21 protein-coding genes, 1 other RNA gene and 1 pseudogene are annotated in these 17,740 nt (G+C 60.1%); 8 read left to right on the top strand and 15 right to left on the bottom strand.

Features of this window, described 5'->3' with window-relative positions:
- Positions 1-3 precede the first annotated feature (3 nt).
- A complete protein-coding gene (gene ald / locus FTO60_RS14095; RefSeq protein ID WP_148056556.1) occupies positions 4-1,122 on the bottom strand; it encodes an alanine dehydrogenase in 1,119 nt (372 codons plus the stop codon).
- A 135-nt stretch (positions 1,123-1,257) separates the two neighbouring features.
- On the opposite strand from ald, the gene FTO60_RS14090 reads away from it, so the two are divergent.
- Positions 1,258-1,716: an Lrp/AsnC family transcriptional regulator gene (locus FTO60_RS14090; RefSeq protein WP_148057170.1), complete on the top strand. Its 459-nt coding sequence runs from the start codon at positions 1,258-1,260 to the stop codon at positions 1,714-1,716.
- Between the two features lie 143 nt (positions 1,717-1,859).
- Here FTO60_RS14090 and FTO60_RS14085 read toward each other — a convergent pair whose 3' ends face one another.
- Positions 1,860-2,222 carry a DUF1304 domain-containing protein gene (locus FTO60_RS14085; RefSeq protein ID WP_148056555.1) on the bottom strand — a complete coding sequence of 121 codons (363 nt, stop codon included), beginning with the start codon at positions 2,220-2,222 and terminating at the stop codon, positions 1,860-1,862.
- A 109-nt stretch (positions 2,223-2,331) separates the two neighbouring features.
- Positions 2,332-2,538 carry a 30S ribosomal protein S21 gene (gene rpsU, locus FTO60_RS14080; protein ID WP_009159816.1) on the bottom strand — a complete coding sequence of 69 codons (207 nt, stop codon included), beginning with the start codon at positions 2,536-2,538 and terminating at the stop codon, positions 2,332-2,334.
- 108 nt (positions 2,539-2,646) lie between these two features.
- Between rpsU and FTO60_RS14075 the strand changes: the two genes are divergently transcribed.
- Positions 2,647-3,345, top strand: a complete 699-nt coding sequence (locus FTO60_RS14075; protein ID WP_148056554.1) for a COQ9 family protein — start codon at positions 2,647-2,649, stop codon at positions 3,343-3,345.
- Positions 3,338-4,317: pseudogene (locus FTO60_RS14070) on the top strand (NAD(P)H-quinone oxidoreductase). Before FTO60_RS14075 ends, FTO60_RS14070 begins: the two are co-directional and overlap by 8 nt.
- Positions 4,318-4,648: 331 nt before the next feature.
- Here the strand turns inward: FTO60_RS14070 and FTO60_RS14065 are convergent.
- The 6 genes from FTO60_RS14065 to FTO60_RS14040 form a co-directional block, all read right to left on the bottom strand.
- Positions 4,649-4,984: a DUF4345 family protein gene (locus tag FTO60_RS14065; RefSeq protein WP_148056553.1), complete on the bottom strand. Its 336-nt coding sequence runs from the start codon at positions 4,982-4,984 to the stop codon at positions 4,649-4,651.
- A 326-nt stretch (positions 4,985-5,310) separates the two neighbouring features.
- Positions 5,311-5,964 (bottom strand): CDGSH iron-sulfur domain-containing protein, encoded by a 654-nt coding sequence (locus FTO60_RS14060; protein WP_148056552.1) that lies wholly within the window; start codon positions 5,962-5,964, stop codon positions 5,311-5,313.
- 32 nt (positions 5,965-5,996) lie between these two features.
- Positions 5,997-6,434: a hypothetical protein gene (locus FTO60_RS14055; RefSeq protein ID WP_148056551.1), complete on the bottom strand. Its 438-nt coding sequence runs from the start codon at positions 6,432-6,434 to the stop codon at positions 5,997-5,999.
- A 37-nt stretch (positions 6,435-6,471) separates the two neighbouring features.
- Complete coding sequence (locus FTO60_RS14050) at positions 6,472-7,563, bottom strand: NAD(P)/FAD-dependent oxidoreductase (RefSeq protein ID WP_148056550.1); 1,092 nt, start codon at positions 7,561-7,563, stop codon at positions 6,472-6,474.
- Between the two features lie 14 nt (positions 7,564-7,577).
- On the bottom strand, positions 7,578-8,129 hold the full coding sequence (locus FTO60_RS14045) for an NADPH-dependent FMN reductase (RefSeq protein ID WP_148056549.1): 552 nt from the start codon (positions 8,127-8,129) through the stop codon (positions 7,578-7,580).
- Positions 8,130-8,186: 57 nt separating this feature from the next.
- Positions 8,187-8,543: a DoxX family protein gene (locus FTO60_RS14040; RefSeq protein WP_148056548.1), complete on the bottom strand. Its 357-nt coding sequence runs from the start codon at positions 8,541-8,543 to the stop codon at positions 8,187-8,189.
- 132 nt (positions 8,544-8,675) lie between these two features.
- Here FTO60_RS14040 and FTO60_RS14035 point away from each other — a divergent pair, with 132 nt between their 5' ends.
- Positions 8,676-9,554: a LysR family transcriptional regulator gene (locus FTO60_RS14035; RefSeq protein WP_148056547.1), complete on the top strand. Its 879-nt coding sequence runs from the start codon at positions 8,676-8,678 to the stop codon at positions 9,552-9,554.
- A 185-nt stretch (positions 9,555-9,739) separates the two neighbouring features.
- Here FTO60_RS14035 and FTO60_RS14030 read toward each other — a convergent pair whose 3' ends face one another.
- On the bottom strand, positions 9,740-10,369 hold the full coding sequence (locus FTO60_RS14030) for a ribonuclease T2 (RefSeq protein WP_148056546.1): 630 nt from the start codon (positions 10,367-10,369) through the stop codon (positions 9,740-9,742).
- Between the two features lie 123 nt (positions 10,370-10,492).
- Here FTO60_RS14030 and FTO60_RS14025 point away from each other — a divergent pair, with 123 nt between their 5' ends.
- The 3 genes from FTO60_RS14025 to FTO60_RS14015 all read left to right on the top strand — a co-directional run bounded on the left by FTO60_RS14025 (position 10,493) and on the right by FTO60_RS14015 (position 12,972).
- Positions 10,493-11,242 (top strand): DUF1013 domain-containing protein, encoded by a 750-nt coding sequence (locus FTO60_RS14025; RefSeq protein WP_148056545.1) that lies wholly within the window; start codon positions 10,493-10,495, stop codon positions 11,240-11,242.
- Positions 11,243-11,431: 189 nt separating this feature from the next.
- Entirely contained in the window at positions 11,432-12,244 is an 813-nt protein-coding gene (locus FTO60_RS14020; protein WP_148056544.1) for a class I SAM-dependent methyltransferase, read from the top strand.
- A 170-nt stretch (positions 12,245-12,414) separates the two neighbouring features.
- Complete coding sequence (locus FTO60_RS14015; RefSeq protein ID WP_148056543.1) at positions 12,415-12,972, top strand: DUF4453 domain-containing protein; 558 nt, start codon at positions 12,415-12,417, stop codon at positions 12,970-12,972.
- Here the strand turns inward: FTO60_RS14015 and recR are convergent.
- The 3 genes from recR to FTO60_RS14000 form a co-directional block, all read right to left on the bottom strand.
- A complete protein-coding gene (gene recR / locus FTO60_RS14010; RefSeq protein ID WP_148056542.1) occupies positions 12,969-13,562 on the bottom strand; it encodes a recombination mediator RecR in 594 nt (197 codons plus the stop codon). The genes FTO60_RS14015 and recR overlap by 4 nt on opposite strands.
- A gap of 92 nt (positions 13,563-13,654) precedes the next feature.
- The gene (locus FTO60_RS14005) at positions 13,655-13,999 is read right to left on the bottom strand and encodes a YbaB/EbfC family nucleoid-associated protein (RefSeq protein WP_148056541.1); all 345 of its coding nucleotides are present in this window, start codon (positions 13,997-13,999) and stop codon (positions 13,655-13,657) included.
- A 67-nt stretch (positions 14,000-14,066) separates the two neighbouring features.
- The gene (locus FTO60_RS14000) at positions 14,067-15,827 is read right to left on the bottom strand and encodes a DNA polymerase III subunit gamma/tau (protein ID WP_254696818.1); all 1,761 of its coding nucleotides are present in this window, start codon (positions 15,825-15,827) and stop codon (positions 14,067-14,069) included.
- A gap of 79 nt (positions 15,828-15,906) precedes the next feature.
- Here FTO60_RS14000 and FTO60_RS13995 point away from each other — a divergent pair, with 79 nt between their 5' ends.
- Positions 15,907-16,377 (top strand): protein-tyrosine phosphatase family protein, encoded by a 471-nt coding sequence (locus tag FTO60_RS13995; RefSeq protein ID WP_148056539.1) that lies wholly within the window; start codon positions 15,907-15,909, stop codon positions 16,375-16,377.
- 64 nt (positions 16,378-16,441) lie between these two features.
- On the opposite strand, the gene rsgA is transcribed toward FTO60_RS13995, so the two are convergent.
- Both rsgA and ffs read right to left on the bottom strand, forming a co-directional pair.
- Positions 16,442-17,473, bottom strand: coding sequence for a ribosome small subunit-dependent GTPase A (gene rsgA, locus FTO60_RS13990; RefSeq protein WP_148056538.1), 1,032 nt, complete (start codon positions 17,471-17,473; stop codon positions 16,442-16,444).
- Between the two features lie 137 nt (positions 17,474-17,610).
- An RNA gene (gene ffs / locus FTO60_RS13985) (signal recognition particle sRNA small type) lies at positions 17,611-17,709 on the bottom strand.
- Positions 17,710-17,740 lie beyond the last annotated feature (31 nt).

Raw genomic sequence — 17,740 nt, 5'->3', positions numbered from 1 at the left:
TGTTCAGGATTTCAACGCCAACTGCGGTGACAGCACGTCGATCCCCAGCGCCTTGCCGACGGCATAGTAGGTCAGCTGGCCCGCGTGAACGTTCAGCCCGTTCAGCAGGTGTTCATCGTCTTCACAGGCTTTGCGCCAACCCTTGTCGGCTAAGGCCAGCATGAACGGCATTGTCGCGTTCCCCAAAGCGATTGTAGATGTCCGCGCAACGGCGCCGGGCATGTTCGCCACGCAGTAATGCATGATCCCGTCTACCTCATAGATCGGGTCTTGATGGGTTGTTGCCTTGGAGGTTTCAAAGCATCCTCCTTGGTCAATTGCCACATCCACAAGGGCCGCACCGGGTTTGAGTTCGGCCAGTTGCGCGCGGCTGATCAACTTGGGGGCCGCAGCACCGGGGATCAGCACCGCACCGATGATCATGTCGGCCTCGCGGGCCAGTTCGATGGTATTGCCTGCGCTGGCATAGCTGGTCTTGAAGGTGCCACCATAGACATCGTCCAGATACCGCATCCGTGGCAGCGACCGGTCAAGGACCGTTACATCCGCGCCCATCCCAGCAGCGATACGTGCCGCATGGGTACCGACAACGCCGCCGCCGATCACGACCACACGGGCGGGACCAACACCGGGCACGCCACCCATCAGCACACCGCGCCCGCCATTTGCCTTTTGCAGGGTCCAAGCGCCGACTTGGGGGGCAAGACGCCCCGCCACTTCGGACATCGGCGCAAGCAGGGGCAGCCCGCCATTGCGGTCGGTCACGGTCTCGTAGGCGATGGCGGTGCAGCCTGATTCCATCAGGTCATTGGTCTGGGCGGGGTCAGGGGCAAGGTGCAGGTAGGTGAACAGGATCTGGCCCTCGCGCAGCATCTTGCGCTCGCCTGCCTGGGGTTCCTTGACCTTGACGATCATGTCGGTTGTGTCGAATACCTCTTTGGCGGTGCCGACGATCTTGGCGCCCGCAACGATGTAGTCTTCATCGGGAAAGCCCGATCCAGCCCCCGCCTGTGTTTCCACCGTGACCTGATGTCCGTGGGCAATCGCCTCGGCGGCGGCATTTGGTGTCAGACCGACGCGAAATTCCTGTGGTTTGATTTCTTTGGGGCACCCGATGTGCATTTTATGTCCTCCCTGAACTGGCGCGACTATGGGCGGGGTGGTCTGCAATTGGCATGTGAATGGGGCTGACTTTGGTGGATTTTACGCTTAGAATCGAGCGTGGAATGGCGAAAAAGTCGAAGGATCATGCGTGATATGGAAATTGACCAGATAGACCGCCGAATCCTGGTGGCCCTGCAAAAAGGCGGGCGGATGTCGCACGCCGAGCTGTCGGACAAGGTAAACCTGTCACCATCGGCCTGTCACCGCCGGGTGCAGCGGCTGGAAAAGGACGGGATCATTCGCGATTACGTGGCCCTGCTGGATGCCCGCAAGATCGGGCGCAAAACCACTGTTTTCGTGGAAATCACCCTGTCGGCACAAGCGGATGAAGTGCTGGACGCCTTTGAAAAGGCCGTCGCACGGGTGCCGGATGTGTTGGAATGTCACCTGATGGCCGGGTCAGCCGATTACCTGCTCAAGGTTGTCGCCGCCGATACCGATGATTTCGCCGCGATCCACCGCCGCCATCTGGCCAGCCTTCCGGGCGTGCAAACCATGCAATCCAGCTTTGCCCTGCGCACCGTTGTCAGCACGACGGCCCTGCCGGTTTAGGGCTTAGTTTCCAATCAGACTTCATAGAATCGGTATGGTCGTTGCTCCGAACGCGCCGATAAATGCGTTAAGGACGGCAACTTTCAGGTTTTCTCGTTTTGAAATGTTGAACTTCAGGAGATCGATTGCGCGTTTGTGTTGTTCTAGGACAGCAGCAACGCCAAGATCGCTAATCCCGACGGCACGGATTGCACATAGATGATCCGTTTGCTGACGGTCGCCGCACCATAAACGCCCGCGACGAACACACAGGCCAGAAAGAACAGCGCGACATTCTGGGACCAAGCCGAATCCGCGATGACCAGCGACCAGATCAGGCCCGCTGCGAGGAACCCGTTGTAAAGTCCCTGATTGGCCGCCATGGCTTTGGTCTTCGGGAACAAGTCTTTGCCGAGGCTGGCAAAGACTTTGGGGCCGCGGCTTTCCCATGCGAACATCTCAAACCACATAATATAGACATGCAGGAGTGCGATGAGAGCAATCAGCAGTGTTGCGAGTAGAGCCATGGGATCCTCTTTTTTCCGTTAGGCTATCAGTCGAACCGTGCTGCACCTAACGAAAAACCCCGCGCTATAAAGCACGGGGTTTCCTTAATTCTTCAGTGCCAGAGGTTGCTTAGAGCATCCCCTCACGCTGTGCTTTCTTCCGAGCCAGCTTGCGCTGACGGCGGATGGCCTCGGCCTTCTCGCGCGCCTTTTTCTCGGAGGGCTTCTCGAAATGCTGCTTGAGCTTCATTTCGCGAAAGACACCTTCACGCTGGAGCTTTTTCTTCAGAGCACGAAGCGCCTGATCGACATTGTTGTCACGAACACTAACCTGCATGTGGTTTTCACCACCTTTCTAAGTTGGATTTGCAAGGATTTGCAGGAAGCCGCCGTATAGCAAAGGCTCGGCGTCTTGTCTACACTGGCCACAATCAAGGAGAACGCCATGCCAACCCCCGCGCCTGATCCCGTCAAATCCGTGCTTTTGCAGGCGATCGTGCCGCATGTGCCCTTTGATGGGTGGTCGCAGGCGGCGTTTGACGCGGCGGTAGCCGAATCGGGTGTTGATGCGGGGGCGGCGCGTGCGGCCTGTCCGCGCGGCGCGGTGGATCTGGCGGTTCTATATCACGAGGACGGCGACCGGGCGATGGTCGCGCGCCTAGCCCAGACCGATCTGGCCAACATGCGTTTCCGCGACAAGGTGGCCACCGCGATTCGCTTGCGCCTCGAGGTTGCGGGCGACAAGGAGGTCGTGCGCCGTGGCACCTCGCTGTTTGCCCTGCCACATTTGGCCCCCACGGGCGCGGGCCTGATCTGGGGCACGGCGGATGCGATCTGGACCGCGCTGGGTGACACATCGCGCGACATCAACTGGTATACAAAACGCGCGACCCTGTCGGCGGTTTACGGGTCTGTTGTGCTGTTCTGGTTGGGTGATCAAAGCTTTGACGCGCTGGCTACTGACGAATTCATCGACCGGCGCATCGAAAACGTGATGCAGTTTGAAAAGGCCAAGGCACAAGCGCGCGAGAACCCGTTGTTGCGGCCTGTTCTGGGGCCGTTGGGACAGCTGTTTGGCCATGTCAAAGCGCCGCAGGGTGCCGCCCGCGATGATTTGCCCGGCCACTGGACTCCCCATGACTAAGACGATGCGCGCTGTTGAAATTACCACCGCTGGCGGCCCTGATGTCTTGCAGATTGCTGACCGCTCCATGCCCGTGGCGGGCCACGGTCAGGTTGTGATCAAAGTGGCCTATGCTGGCGTAAATCGCCCTGATGCCTTGCAGCGCGCCGGCCTTTATGCGCCGCCAAACGGGGCGAGTGATTTGCCCGGTCTGGAGTGTTCGGGCGAGGTTGTGAGCCTTGGTGATGGCGTGACCGAATGGGCCCTGGGTGATGAGGTTTGCGCCTTGCTGCCCGGCGGGGGTATGCGGAATTTGTCGCCACACCGGCTGCGCATTGCCTGCCCGTGCCGGGGGGCATGGGGATGCGCGCGGCCGCCTGCCTGCCCGAGACGTTTTTTACCGTCTGGTCCAATGTGTTCATGCGCGCTGGGTTGCGGGCGGGCGAAAGCTTCCTTGTGCATGGCGGCTCAAGCGGGATCGGCACCACGGCAATCCAGCTGGCGCGGGCCTTTGGTGCGCGGGTGTTCACGACCGCCGGATCGGACGAGAAATGCGCGGCCTGCCTCGCACTTGGGGCCGAAGTGGCGATTAACTACCGTGAGGTGGATTTCGTTGATGTGATAAAGGGCGTGGGCGGGGCTGATGTGATCCTTGATATGGTCGGGGGTGACTATATCGCGCGTAACCTGCGGTCACTGGCCGACGACGGGCGGTTGGTGCAGATCGCCTTTCTGCAAGGTCCCAAGGCCGAAGTGAATTTCGCACCGATGATGATGAAGCGGCAGACGATCACTGGATCAACTCTGCGCCCGCAGTCCGATCTGGCCAAGGCAGAGATTGCCCGGCAATTGCGCCAAAAGGTTTGGCCGATGTTGACGGCGGGCAAAATCGCGCCTGTCCTGGATCAGGAATTTGCCCTCGCCGATGCCTGCGCCGCCCACATGCGCATGGAAAGCAGTTCGCATATCGGGAAAATTGTGTTGCAGGTCTGAAAAGATGGGGTGGCTGCACGTAATCGCAAATGCGAGCCCACAGCGTCGGATGCTGCGCAATGAATGTATGCTTGATAAGGGGGATGCTTATCCAGCTTTTCGATACCTCGATAGGCACGCCGCCAAAGCTGAGACCTCAACGCGGTCCGACACCAACCTATAGCTGAGGCCGACTTGCGATCAGGTCAATGAGTGCCGATTTGCCGGAATGGCCCGGGCCTTCGTGCAGGTCAGCGCCGTAGTCTTCAAGGCGAAGGATATCTCAATCGGCAAACCGATCGGCCAGCATGTCACGGGTGTAAAGAAACGCTGACACAGGCGGGCCGTCGGTTCAGTATTCGATCTGTTTGGGTGTGTCGCCCTGCAGCATCAGCACCCCGCCGGCTTTCTGTTCAGGGAGTTCTTGCTTCAAAACATACCGATGCCACGGGATGAAAAGCTGCGTCGCAATCTCCACGACTGCGCCGACAAGAGTGGTTGTCGGGAACTCGCCCGCAGTGACAATCGTGTAAATGCGCAGAACGCCCGCAATCGCCATGACTGAAAATACGATCTGTAAGACTGGGCCAAACGTCTTGATGTTGAAGGCCATCCAGAGGCTTAGCCAAAATACCCCTTTAAACCAGATACCATAAATACGGATTTGCGCGTCGAAATCCGTGGCGATCTATTCGGCGGGCACAAAGTGCGCCGCGCCGGCGAAAGTCGCCAGACGGCCGGTCAGCAAGGGGACAGCATTTGATCTGACCAATATGATTTGAAACAAGCGTATCATGTCATGCCCTTTCAGATGGTGACCCGTCTTTAACGGGCTGCATATTTCACGAGGCTGATGGCCAGCCCGAGGCCCCCGGTTATTCCAGCCCCGACCATAGTTCCTGGGATGTTTCTACCCAAACGCAACGCGATCCGGGCGCCTCGCTCGGGTGATGAATGGCCATCTGAAAGACCACGGCGGTGATCGACCCGCACACGACGCCAAAGGCCGCTTCGTCAGTCGGGTTTTGCGCTGTCATCGGACCATTTCGCATCATGGTGGGACCCGTCGCAGAACGGTTTGTTCTTCGACAACCCGCAGCGGCAGAGCGAGTATTTGGCCCGCGATGCGCCCGCGCCGTTGAACTCGGCCTCGAGCGCCACGTTCGTGACGTGATAGGGGCCGTTCTTTTCAACGGCGATGCCGACATCCCCGGTTGTCATATGTTGGGCGGGCTGATCCCCGACCGAGACGCGCAGTGCGCCCGAGGGACAGGCCGCCATCACATCTATAATCGCGTCAAGCGTGCCGTTTTCGGGCTGGATCCACGGCTTTTGCTTTGGGTTGAACACGGCCACGGCACGGGCCTGGCATTGCGCGGCGTGGGTGCAAAGAACGGGTGTGTAGCTGACCGTGACTTCTACGCCGTTCACTTGGCCGGTGTAATTCACCGGCGTGTTGCGCAGGCGGCTGCGATCCGGCGCGCTGGTGAACCCGACCTTTGTATGGGTTCCGTCGCAGAACGGCTTGTTGGCGGACGCGCCGCAACGACACAGCGCGACCTTGGGCTTGCCGGTCAGGTCCGCCTCAACAGAGCCCTTCAGGTTGGGCGGGTTTTCGACGATCAACGGACCGTCTTGGGCCGGGATGATTTTCGCGAGGTCGGTCATGGCTTTGGCCTTTCGTTGGGGCTGAGGACAGTTCAGGCGTTGCGGTTTGACAACCAGACCCAGAAGCTGAGCAAGACGGCCGAGCCGGAGATAAAGGTCATCAAGGTGCCGGGGAAGAAATTGACGTATCCGGGGAAGTCCACGAACAGCAGGTAGCCAAGGTCGGCCAGACCGCCGACCATGCCGGTCACCCAGATCGCCGTCATGTTGCCGCGCCAGATCAGCAACCCGCCAATGATCGTCGCGACGCCAAACCACAAGAGGTTCCATCCGTGCTGGTTCAGGATGCCCCCGACGGCGGCGTGATACTCGGCCTTCAGCGCCTCGGCGTCGATAGCGTCGGCGATGGCGGCAAAGCCGGACGAGGCGTCGGAAGTCAGCACTATGATACCGGCGAAGGCGTGAACCAGGCCCCAGATCACCCAAAGGACGGTGGCGATCTTCAGAGCGGTAGATTTTGCTTGTGTCATTTTCGAAAACTCCAATGCGCGTCAGAGAGGTGCCAGGTCAGGCCTGACCGAGCAGCTTGCGGTATTTCGCAAGGAATAGGTCGCGGCCCTTCATCATGCGGGTTATCCAATCGCCGCCGGTGAAGGCCATCAGGAAGGCGCTGCCGCGACGCGGCCCCAGCGGGACAAGGATCGGGGCTTTTTCACCCCAAGGCGCGTAAGGCTTGACCTCCTCGATACGTTTGCCGGACGAAAGCGCCTTGAGCGTCTTTTCCAGCCACGGTTTCTGGCGTGAAATCCCAACGATGGTCATGCCGTCGCCGGTGGCTGCCATATCTCCGGCGGCAAAGACGTTGGGCAGGTCCGACGGGCGCAGCCATTCGTCCACTTTCACTCGGTGCACCACGTCCAGCTCGGCCCCCGGCAGGGTTTCGGCAAGCCCGGCAAGCGCACTGGACCCGACGGCGGGGATCACGAGGTCAGCCTCGATGGTCTGCCCGGTCGAAAGCGTCACGCGGCCGCCCTCCGGTGCATCACGCCCTGGCAAGGTATCGGCCCGCGCGCCAAGGATTACTTCCACATCCATCCGCATCAGCTTGCGGTAAAGTGACTTGCCCAGTTTTCCGGGCGTTTGCGGGAATAGCGTCGTATCGCTGGACACGAGCGTGACCGTCTTGTCTGGGTGCGCATGGGCGATCTCACCCGCCAGTTCGGTGCCGACCGCGCCCGCGCCGATGATTAGCACGGTTTTGGCAGCCGTCAGCGCATTGTGCCAGCGGTCGTTGTTGGCGCGCAGTTCTGCTATGTTGCCCGAGGCCGTCCGGAATGGCGCGAGGTTAGCCGATCCGGTGGCCATAACGACATAATCGGCGTCTACTCGCTGCCCATCCGTCAACGTGACACCACCGCCGTCCACCGAGGCCGCTTCGCCCTGCACCACACGGCCGCGCGACAGCAAATCGTCATAGGGGATCAGCGCCTGATCCAGCAGCGCCGGGTCAACCATCGCGCGGATCATGGCGGGGGCGTGGGTAAAATGGCTGGCCCGCTCGATCAGCGTGACATCCATGTCCCGCTCCAGTGATTTGGCCAAATCTGACCCAAGATAACCGCCGCCAACAATGGCGAGCCGTTTGCGATCAATCGCCATATCGGGGCCTCCTCTTAAACGGTTTCCAGGACGAGGCCGTCAAGCGCGTTGCGCAGCGCCTCTTTGTCTTCCGGGCGGTTCAACGTGCGGGTCTCGCCATCCCAGGCCTCGGCCCATTTTCCGATGCCAAGTTTGCCCCGAACGTCCGCGCCAAAGAACGGCGCTATCATCTCTTGACCACCAAGCACGCCAGCGCCCGCGCGCGGGCCTGGCGTCGCGGCCAGCATCACCACCGGCTTGCCCTGCCATAGCTTCATTTCGATCCGGCTCATCCAGTCAAAGATGTTCTTCCATGCAGCCGTGATAGAGCCGTTATGCTCGGCAAAGGATACCAGCACCGCGTCCGCCCTACCGACCTTGTCAAAGAAAGCCTGCGCCTCGGACGGAATGCCGCCCTCGGTCTCACGGTCGATCGAATAAAGAGGCATCTCAAAATCGTTGAGGTCCAGAAACTCGATCTCGGCGCCCGGCAACATATCGGACTTCAGTTGATCGGCGGCGTGTTCGACCAGCGTGCGGTTGATGGACTTGCGGCTGTTTGTGGCCGCGAAAGCCAGTATCTTCATCGGTTTGATCCTTTCTATCTGACCCTGATTGGGGCTTCGTGATCTGAATGCAATCGGTCAGGCGCGACCAACGTAGGCCGGAATTTGGGCCCGGTAGATGAATAGAACCGCAGCCGATAGCAGACCAAGAACGGTGGCCGGGAGGGCCGAGGGTCCAACGACGAACCAATGGGCCAGTACCGCGCCGACCATTGTGGCCCCAAGCAACGCCGCCCCTAAGACTTGGCGGTTTGGCATCCAAAGCAACACGGCGCCGACGATTTCCACGATACCCGTCAGGTACCGGAACCATTGGCCCAGGCCGATCGTGTCATAGGTCGCGACCATCATCTCGACGCCGACGAGCTTGGCTCCGCCGGCGGCAACGAATGCGAGTGTCAAAAGGGCGCGAAGGCCGATCGAAACATATTTCATGGTTTGTCCTCTCAATGTTCATGTCTTGCTGTTTGACCAAATAAATCTCAGCAAATCAAATCGCGCACCAGACATCAAAAAACGCACCTTATGCGCGTTGATGCGACATCCTAAGCCTGATAGTCATAAGGGATGCAGCATTGGACTGAACTCAGAACCGCGCTCATGCTTGCCCGGCACGGGACCGTCAGTGCCGCGGCAGATGCCCTCGGCGTGCATCGCGCGACCGTCAATCGTCACATCGACACGCTGGAGACAGAGTTCCAGACGAAGCTTTTTCAACGGCACGCGCGGGGCTATACCTTGACAGAGAGCGGCCAGGAAATGTTGGAAGTTGCCGGTCGCGCCGATGAAATGTTTACCGATCTGGCTGGGCGCAACCGCGGGCGTTCGGCGACGTTATCGGGTAATCTTATCGTGACCGCGCTGTCCGGCATCGCGCCACTTGTCACATCGGCGTTGCGCGATTTTCATTCGGCGCATCCGCAAACCAAGCTGGAATACGCGGCCATCGCCGACCTTGCCCGACTGGAACATGGCGAGGCCCATGTCGCGTTTCGCGCCGGGCCAAAGCCCGACACCCCTGACTATGTCGTCACTCTCTTCAGGCACATTCGTTTCGGCCTTTACGCCAGCCGCGGCTACATCGGTCGGCATGGGCACCCCACCTTGGACGAACTGACGCGGCACGGTTTTGTCGGTTCCTGCGAACAGCCATCCCGGTTGCCTTTTGCCGGGTGGGTACTGGAGCATGTCGGGGCCGAAAATATCGCGCTCAAAACGACTGACCAACAGGTCGTAAATGCTGCCATCAGAGATGGTATTGGCGTCGGTTTTCTTGCCGAGCATGACGCGTCTGGCGATCCGAACCTCGTGGAAATATCTCCGCCATCGCAAGACTGGTCGGCCCCGATCTGGGTCGTGACCCACGTGGACCTTCACAGGACGGAGAAGGTGCAAAAGTTTCTCGAATACATCAGACGGACTGGGCCAAAAGGTGCAGCACGCTGAGGTAATCGGCCTCCACATGCTCCAAGAATTGTTCGAAATGCAGTAAGAAACTGCGTTTACCGTTCTTGGTCGCAAAGAGTCACGAATAAGGCCTGAGAGGATCTCCAACACGTGACCACGCGCGCAAAGCCGCCGTCCGGCGCGATGTACGAAATGGCGGCTTTGTCCGCCCGGCAGCCGTTCTTTTAACGCAGCGGATCAAACAGAGCGTCGTCGAGCGTGCAATCGCGGATTACATCAGCCCCACAGGTGCGCGGGTCCAGATCGCGGGTCAGGCAGATGCGGACCTCTTGGATTCGCCCAGACCGACAGGTGATCGTGATCATGTCGGCGGTCAGCTGCGGATTATCGCGCAAGAAGGCCTGTTCGATCAGCGCGGCAGGCAGGGTCACTGCACGGTCAAGGTCGCGCAAAACGGCGGGGCGGGTGATCCGGTCATACGCGATGCGGGCGAGGGCGTAGTAATCGTCGGCTGACAGCCCCGAACAACGGCCATGCTTGTTCCATTGATACCATGCCGATCCGCTTGATCCAAATAGCGATGCCTGCGCCGCCGTATCGGCCCGTGACGGGTTGCGCCGCACGGTCGGGCAATAATCGGGCCAGCCGCGTTCATATTGCGGCCAGAGCCCGTGCAGCACCCAGCCAAAATCGGCCCCGTCCTCGCATTGTGGTGAATTGCGCGCATCCCCTTCCAAGGCGCACCAGTTGGGCGACCACGACAGGGACATGACGTAATAGTCAAATTCGCCGGCTGTGCCTTCGGCGCGGGCAAGGGTGGCGGATAACAGCAGCGGTAAAAGAAAGCGTAACATTTTGATCTTTTCACTTTGGGTCAGCGCGACTATATAGCACGCAAGTTCCCCGACAATGAGAACCCGGCCCAAGCGGTCTGCCCGATTAAGGGCGCGGGGAAGGCATGTGTATAGGAGACCGAGATGTCTGATAAACCGATCATGGCGAAAGCCACCGCTGTTTGGCTCTGCGACAACACCACGCTGACTTTCAAACAGATCGCCGATTTTTGTGGCTTTCACGAATTGGAAGTGCAGGGCATTGCCGATGGCGATGTGGCAATGGGCGTCAAAGGGTTTGACCCGATTGCTAACAAGCAACTGACGCAAGACGAAATCGACAAGGCCGAGGCTGATCCGCTGCACAAGCTCAAGCTGGTGCACAACCCCGCCGCCGATGGTGAGGAAAAGCGCCGTGGCCCGCGCTATACGCCACTGTCCAAGCGTCAGGATCGCCCTGCCTCGATCTATTGGCTGGTGAAGTTTCACCCTGAATTGTCCGATGCGCAGGTCTCAAAACTGGTGGGCACGACCAAGCCGACCATTCAGGCGATCCGCGAACGCACCCACTGGAACATCAACAACATCGACCCGATTGATCCGGTTGCGCTGGGCCTTTGCAAGCAGTCCGAACTGGACGCGGCTGTGCAAAAGGCCAACGCCAAGAAGGCAAAAGAGGGCGGCGTGATGTCTGACGACGAGCGCCGCAAGCTGGTCAGCACCGAGCAGAGCCTTGGGATGCCAGACGAACCGAAGATGCCAAGCGCGATTGCGGGGCTTGAGACGTTCACATTGTCTACGGACGTGGATGAAGATGTAGAAGATACATCCGTACCAGATAAAGACACGTTCTTTAACCTGCCCGATGATGACGACGATGACGACGACGCATAAGACTGCCGCGTTGTTTGCGATACAGAAACCCCAGCCTAGTGCTGGGGTTTTTTGTAGCGATCATAGAAACAATCTAGTTCTGCCGTAATTAATCAAATCGCAGCCATTTTCGCGCCACATGGATGGACTTTTCTCGTTCCTGAGAAGTCGGAATGATCGCGATTGAGGAGCAGAGCAGTGTTGCATGACGTGAGAACCTTCAAGGACCCCGCGGTCCGCAAATTAATCAAACAGGAACGGATCAAGGCCGATACGATCGACCTGTTCGGTGAGACCCCGCCCGCTGAACTGATGGCGGACTACCCGCTTGACACCGAAGGGCAGCGCCGCAGCGCGACGATGCAGCAAAAATACGCCAAACGCGGGCGCAATATCGAACGGTGCTGGAACCGCATTCAGCTTTATATGCCCGAATTGCTGATCTCGCAGCCGCAAGATGTGCTTGAACTTTCAACGGCCCACGGTGCCATGCTGGAAATCCTGCGCCACTACGGCCACAACGTGATGGGCACCGATTATGCAAATATGGCCTGGTCCAAGGACGGCGCGGCGATGTCCCAGTTTCGGGCGCTGAATGATCCCGACTTTGAACGCGAATATGATGATCGTGGCAACGCAATTGACCCCGAAAAACCGGATTGGCCCTATCGCCACGTTGTCGAAAGCATTGACTTGCCGATGACCGTCTTTGATGCCGGGCACGCGCCCTATCCGTTTGCGGACAAAAGCTATGACATGGTCATGTGCTTTCAGGCGATCGAACACTACTGCCATCCCAAGGACTGGATGGTCCTGATCGACGAATTCTGCCGGATCAGCCGCAAATCTGTGTTCGTTTTGCTGAATCGGATCATGCCCCAGTTCCGCGAGCGGGAAGACTATAACAACGCGTTCAACGAATTCCGGCATGGCATGCGCAGCTACTCCAAGAATGGATTCATTTGCACAGGGACCTTTGTGCACTGGGATCAGGCGTTGGGGTTCAAACTGACTGCACAGTAATCGCGCCACATTGTTGGTCCGACCAGATTGAAAAGCCCCGCAGCCGATGGCCGCGGGGCTTTGTCGTTTTTGTTGATTGGTGCGCTGCGCGGTTGTGCCCAAGTGATCGGGCGGCAGACATGTGGTAGGGTCGGCGCCTCCGGCGGGAGTGGTTTTGAACAGAAGAAGGGGTGGTCAGGCGCGTTTCTGCTGTCATTTTCTTGGTGATCTGGGGTGGCGCGGTGCAGGCTGTCGAAATTTGCGACGAGCTGTGGTTCACCCGCAATCTCGTGTTTGATCACGCCGGAAACTGTTTTCAATCCCCGCTAGGCCAGGCGATTTTTGATAACTCCGACTGCACGGTGACGGGGGCGGAGCCTGATCCCTCAGAAGCTGGGATCGTCGCTCAGGTGCGCGAGATGGAAGCCAAGTGGGCCTGTGCTATGGACACCACGCGCACAAGCCTGCGCATCCCAAATATTGCGGCGAGGATGCGGATGATTGATCTGCCCGTGGCCATTGGTTTCGAGAGGTCCTGTATCGGCTATCGTGGCCCCGAGATCGCGCTTCACACCGGGCGCCACCAGGACGCGCCGGTCAGCGGTGTGCTGCGCGCAGGTGACGATATTCAATATCGGTTCATTCCGGTCGACGGCTGGACCTTTGTTGATCTGGATCGCGGTGACGAAATGGGCTGGGCCGTGATTCCCGAGATACCGGACCTGCCGTGCGACGGGGTCGCGGGCTAAAGTGCCTTGCGTGCGTTCAGGGCGGCGGTGATCGTGCCCTCGTCGAGGTAGTCGAGTTCGCCGCCAACCGGCACGCCCTGCGCGAGTGATGTCACGGAGACGCCTGGCAGGTTATCAGCGATGTAATGGGCGGTGGTTTGCCCGTCGATGGTCGCCCCAAGTGCAAGGATCACCTCGGTGATGTTTTCGCTGGCGATCCTGTCGCGCAGTTTTGGGATGCGCAACTCTTCGGGGCCGATATCATCAAGGGCCGACAGTGTGCCGCCCAGCACGTGATAGCGGCCTTTGAACACAGCCGCCCGTTCCATCGCCCAAAGGTCGGCGACATCTTCGACCACGCAAATCTGCCCTGTTGCACGTTTTTCGCTTGTGCAGATATTGCAGATATCGCCGGTGCCGATATTGCCGCAGTTCAGGCATTCGCGTGCCGTGGCGCCGACTTTTTGCATGGATTCGGCAAGGGGCGTCAGAAGCCGCCCGCGTTTCTTGATCAGGTGCAGCACCGCGCGCCGCGCCGAACGCGGCCCAAGCCCGGGCAGTTTCGCCATCAAGGCGATCAGGTCGTCGATGTCTTGGGTGCCTTGGGTCATGGGTATGTCACCGCTTCATAACGTCTTGGCGCGGCCCGTCAAAGGGGTTGCCTTTCCCTGCACCACACCAATTTGAAGGACTTGCGTTCAAGCTAGAACGGAAGTTTCATGTCGGCGGGCAGGCCCATGCCTTCGGTCAATTTCGCCATTTCTGACTGTGCGCGGTCTGATGCCTTTTGCTGCGCATCCTTGATTGCCGCCAGGATCAGGTCTTCGACGACTTCCTTGTCATCCGCCTTGAAGATCGACGGGTCGATATCGAGCGCCTTGAGTTCGCCCTTGGCGCTGGCTGTGGCCTTGACCAACCCTGCGCCGCTTTCGCCTGTGACCAGGATGTTGTGCATTTCTTCCTGCAGTTCGGCCATCTTGCCCTGCATTTCCTGCGCTTTTTTCATCATTTTGGCCATGTCGCCCATTTGGCCTAAACCTTTGAACATCTGCTCGTCTCCTGAAAATGTGCGTTTGTAATGAGATACGGTCTGTCCGGGCGCGCGACAAGGGGCGCTAGCTGTCCTCGAAGGGATCCCATTCCTCGTCGACCTCGGGGAGGGCGTCCTCGGCGGCTTCGGTCTCAAGCTCCTTTGGTGAGCGGATTTCGGTAATCTGCGCGGTCGGGAACTGCATCAGGACGGCCTGCACCAGCGGGTGCTTTTCGGCCTTTTCACGCAGGTCGACATCGGCCTTGTCGCGCAGTTCGGCGATGGTGGGTGCGCCGCCACTGCCGGTCACGCTGACGGCCCAGCGATTGCCCGTAAAGGCCTGCAAGCGCGCGCCAAGGCGCTGGGCCAGATCGGGGGCGGCATCGGGCGCCTGTTCAAATTCGATCCGCCCGGGCGCATAGCTGACAAGTTTGACGCCGCTTTCGACGTCGACCAGCAGTTTCGCGTCGCGGTGTCTGCGGATCAGGGCAACCACACTTTCAAACGTCGCAAACCGCGCGAGGCTGTCATCGGTGGCGATGGCAACTGCGGTTTGGGCGCTATGGGCAGAGGGGCCGGATGGGCCGGAGTGGGTGGGTGCCGGCGTCTGGCTGCGCGCCTCGGTGGATTGCCCGGCGCTTGGCGCGGGGCGGCCGCCGCCACCGGACGGGGGCGGAGTTGTGTCTTGCAGCTTGCGCACCAGGTCGTCGGGTGTGGGCAGGTCCGCCACATGGGTCAGGCGGATCACAGCCATTTCGGCGGCCATCATCGCGTTGGGTGCCATCGCCACTTCCTCAAGTGCCTTGAGCAGCATTTGCCACATGCGAGTCATGATCCGCATCGGCAGTTTTTCGGCCATCGCCAGACCGCGGGTGCGCTCATCGGGGCCGATTGTCGGATCGTCGGCGGCATCGGGCGTGATCTTTACCACGCTGACCCAGTGGGTCATTTCTGCCAGATCGCGCAGCATCGCCATCGGGTCAGCCCCATCGGAATACTGGCCTGAGAGTTCGGTCAGTGCCCCGGCCGCATCGCCTTGCAGGATCATGTCGAACAGATCAAGCACGCGGCCGCGGTCAGCAAGCCCCAGCATCGCCCGCACCTGATCGGCGGTGGTTTCGCCCGCGCCGTGACTGATCGCCTGATCCAGCAGCGATTGCGCATCACGCGCCGAGCCTTCGGCGGCGCGGGTGATCAGGGCAAGCGCATCATCGGCAATTTCGGCCCCCTCGGCCGTGGCAATCCGGCGCAGCATCGCGATCATGTCTTCGGGTTCGATGCGGCGCAGATCAAAGCGCTGACAGCGTGACAGGACGGTTACGGGCACCTTGCGGATTTCGGTCGTCGCAAAGATGAATTTGACGTGAGCGGGTGGTTCTTCGAGGGTCTTCAGCAGGGCGTTGAACGCGCCGGTGGACAGCATGTGCACTTCGTCGATGATGTAGACTTTGTAGCGTGCGCTGGCGGCGCGGTAATGCACGGAATCGATGATTTCGCGGATATTGGCAACGCCGGTGTTGCTGGCCGCGTCCATTTCGATCACGTCAACGTGGCGGCCTTCCATGATCGCGCTGCAGTGTTCGCATTCACCGCAGGGTTCAGTTGTCGGGCCGCCCTGTCCGTCTGTGCCGATGCAGTTCATTCCCTTGGCGATGATCCGCGCGGTGGTGGTTTTTCCGGTCCCGCGAATCCCCGTCATCATAAAGGCCTGCGCGATCCGGTCAGCGGCAAAGGCGTTGCGCAGGGTGCGCACCATCGCATCCTGACCAACAAGATCGGCAAAGGTTTCGGGGCGGTATTTCCGCGCAAGAACTTGATAGGCTGGTTTGGGGGCGTCGGCGTTCATGTCGGCTTTCTGGATTCGCGATAGGGGGCTAGGGTATGGCGGAGAAGGGCCAAGGTCCACAGGCATCGCGGGAGTATTGATGGCATCGGATTTCGGGATAAGCGCGCTGCCCGTTTTGGCGGGTGCTTTGGCGATCACGCCGATGCCGGGGCGGGGCGGCAACTATGATGTCGATTTGCGCGCTTTGGTCGCGTGGGGCCCGCAGTTGGTGGTCACGATGACGCCGCTGGCGGAACTGGCCGCGCAGGATATGCCCGATGATCTTGCCGCGCGCGGGATCGGCTGGGTGCATCTGCCGATTGCGGATTTCGGCGTGCCGTCGGGTGTTGATCCTTGGGGCGCTATTGAGGCGCAGGCCTTGGAGGTTCTGCGCAGCGGCGGGCGCGTGCTTGTCCATTGCCGTGCGGGGTGTGGCCGGTCAGGCATGGCCTGTTTGCGGATCATGGTTGCCGCCGGAGAGGACGGGCGCACCGCGCTGCTACGTCTGCGCGCGGTGCGCCCGTGCGCCGTGGAAACGGGCGAACAGATGGATTGGGCGCTGGGTGGCTAGGTGTTTTCCGCTGGTTGGCATTGATTGCGAAGTTGGTGCGGCGGCCTGCGCAACGCAAACGCCATCACGACTCGTTACCGCGTTTGGTGTGCTTTGCGCTCAGCACGCTGCGATACATCTTACCCAGCTTTTTATTGCGGGCACGGGCCTCGGCCACGGATTCACTGTTGTATTCGTCCTCGCGCAGCAGTTTTTGCCAGCGCGCAAGGCGATCCGCGTCAATCGTTCCCGCGGCGATTGCCGCCTGAATGGCGCAACCCGGCTCGCTTTCATGGGCGCAGTCGTTGAATTTGCACTCCTGCGCCAATTCGCTGAGGTCACCAAATACAGCGTCGATCCCTTCGGCCGCGTCGGTCAGGCGTAACTCGCGCATGCCAGGCGTGTCGATCAGCCAGCCGCCTGCAAGGGTCGGGCGCAGGGCGCGGCTGGTCGTGGTGTGGCGTCCCTTGGCATCATCTTCGCGCATGCCCTGGGTCGCGTCCTCGATCCCTGTCAGCAGGTTTTGCAACGTGGTCTTGCCCACGCCGGACGATCCGACCAGCGCGAGGGTCTGGCCGTTCCTGCACCACGGATAAAGGCGTTTGGCATCCTCGGGATCGCGTGCATCAATTGCGATGACGGACGCGAGCGCCGATAGATCCTGCGCGCGATCAATGTAGCTGTCCACATCGGCGCATTCGTCCGCCTTGGTCAGCACGATCAGCGGCAAACAGCCCGCCGCCCCGGCCATCGCCAGATAGCGTTCAAGGCGGGCAACGTTGAAATCTGCGTTGCAACTGGTGACAATCGCAAGCGTATCGACGTTGGCCGCAATCAATTGCCGCATCGCTACTTCGCCCGCGGCGCGGCGCGACACTTCGGTCTGGCGGTGCAGCAGGCGGGTGATCACTGTGCCGTCATGCAGCACCCAATCACCCACCGCATAGTTGCCAGCCTGTTGGGGGGGCAAAAGCGTGGCGATCCCTTGGGGGCCAAGCACGGTCACGCTGGCGCGATGCACAGCGGTGACACGCGCAGGTGTTCCAATGTCGTCCGCATCGCGTTGGGCTTCAAAGAAAGGGGACCAGCCAAGGCTGGCCAGCGTCAGGTCTGTCATTGTGAGTGCCGTCGATCAGGAAAAAGGATCAAAGCGGGCAAAGGCGCGTGTCCTTCAGGAATGCGCCAAATCCGGTAAAGGGGATACTGATGCAATCATGGTGATCCTCCTGACGTGGCGTTTGCGCAAAGGGCGCGAGGTGAGAGGCTGGACATCGACCCAAGCGGGGCTCGTTGTGGCTGCTTCCTTCCGGACCTGACCAGGTTGGCGAGGCGCTTGCCCGCGCCAACCTCTCGCCCCTCATATAGGGGGGCGGGGACGGTGGCG

Origin of the sequence: Octadecabacter sp. SW4, from assembly GCF_008065155.1 — a bacterium.
Classification (GTDB): Bacteria; Pseudomonadota; Alphaproteobacteria; order Rhodobacterales; family Rhodobacteraceae; genus SW4.
This window is presented reverse-complemented; position numbering and strand designations above follow the sequence as displayed.

Excerpts from the sequence above, each read along its gene's own strand:
- ald (WP_148056556.1), bottom strand. The coding sequence starts at position 1,122 with ATGCACATCGGGTGCCCCAAAGAAATCAAACCACAGGAATTTCGCGTC.
- FTO60_RS14090 (WP_148057170.1), top strand. The coding sequence starts at position 1,258 with ATGGAAATTGACCAGATAGACCGCCGAATCCTGGTGGCCCTGCAAAAA.
- FTO60_RS14085 (WP_148056555.1), bottom strand. The coding sequence starts at position 2,222 with ATGGCTCTACTCGCAACACTGCTGATTGCTCTCATCGCACTCCTGCAT.
- rpsU (WP_009159816.1), bottom strand. The coding sequence starts at position 2,538 with ATGCAGGTTAGTGTTCGTGACAACAATGTCGATCAGGCGCTTCGTGCT.
- FTO60_RS14075 (WP_148056554.1), top strand. The coding sequence starts at position 2,647 with ATGCCAACCCCCGCGCCTGATCCCGTCAAATCCGTGCTTTTGCAGGCG.
- FTO60_RS14060 (WP_148056552.1), bottom strand. The coding sequence starts at position 5,964 with ATGACCGACCTCGCGAAAATCATCCCGGCCCAAGACGGTCCGTTGATC.
- FTO60_RS14055 (WP_148056551.1), bottom strand. The coding sequence starts at position 6,434 with ATGACACAAGCAAAATCTACCGCTCTGAAGATCGCCACCGTCCTTTGG.
- FTO60_RS14050 (WP_148056550.1), bottom strand. The coding sequence starts at position 7,563 with ATGGCGATTGATCGCAAACGGCTCGCCATTGTTGGCGGCGGTTATCTT.
- FTO60_RS14045 (WP_148056549.1), bottom strand. The coding sequence starts at position 8,129 with ATGAAGATACTGGCTTTCGCGGCCACAAACAGCCGCAAGTCCATCAAC.
- FTO60_RS14040 (WP_148056548.1), bottom strand. The coding sequence starts at position 8,543 with ATGAAATATGTTTCGATCGGCCTTCGCGCCCTTTTGACACTCGCATTC.
- FTO60_RS14035 (WP_148056547.1), top strand. The coding sequence starts at position 8,676 with ATGCAGCATTGGACTGAACTCAGAACCGCGCTCATGCTTGCCCGGCAC.
- FTO60_RS14030 (WP_148056546.1), bottom strand. The coding sequence starts at position 10,369 with ATGTTACGCTTTCTTTTACCGCTGCTGTTATCCGCCACCCTTGCCCGC.
- FTO60_RS14025 (WP_148056545.1), top strand. The coding sequence starts at position 10,493 with ATGTCTGATAAACCGATCATGGCGAAAGCCACCGCTGTTTGGCTCTGC.
- recR (WP_148056542.1), bottom strand. The coding sequence starts at position 13,562 with ATGACCCAAGGCACCCAAGACATCGACGACCTGATCGCCTTGATGGCG.
- FTO60_RS14005 (WP_148056541.1), bottom strand. The coding sequence starts at position 13,999 with ATGTTCAAAGGTTTAGGCCAAATGGGCGACATGGCCAAAATGATGAAA.
- FTO60_RS14000 (WP_254696818.1), bottom strand. The coding sequence starts at position 15,827 with ATGAACGCCGACGCCCCCAAACCAGCCTATCAAGTTCTTGCGCGGAAA.
- FTO60_RS13995 (WP_148056539.1), top strand. The coding sequence starts at position 15,907 with ATGGCATCGGATTTCGGGATAAGCGCGCTGCCCGTTTTGGCGGGTGCT.
- rsgA (WP_148056538.1), bottom strand. The coding sequence starts at position 17,473 with ATGACAGACCTGACGCTGGCCAGCCTTGGCTGGTCCCCTTTCTTTGAA.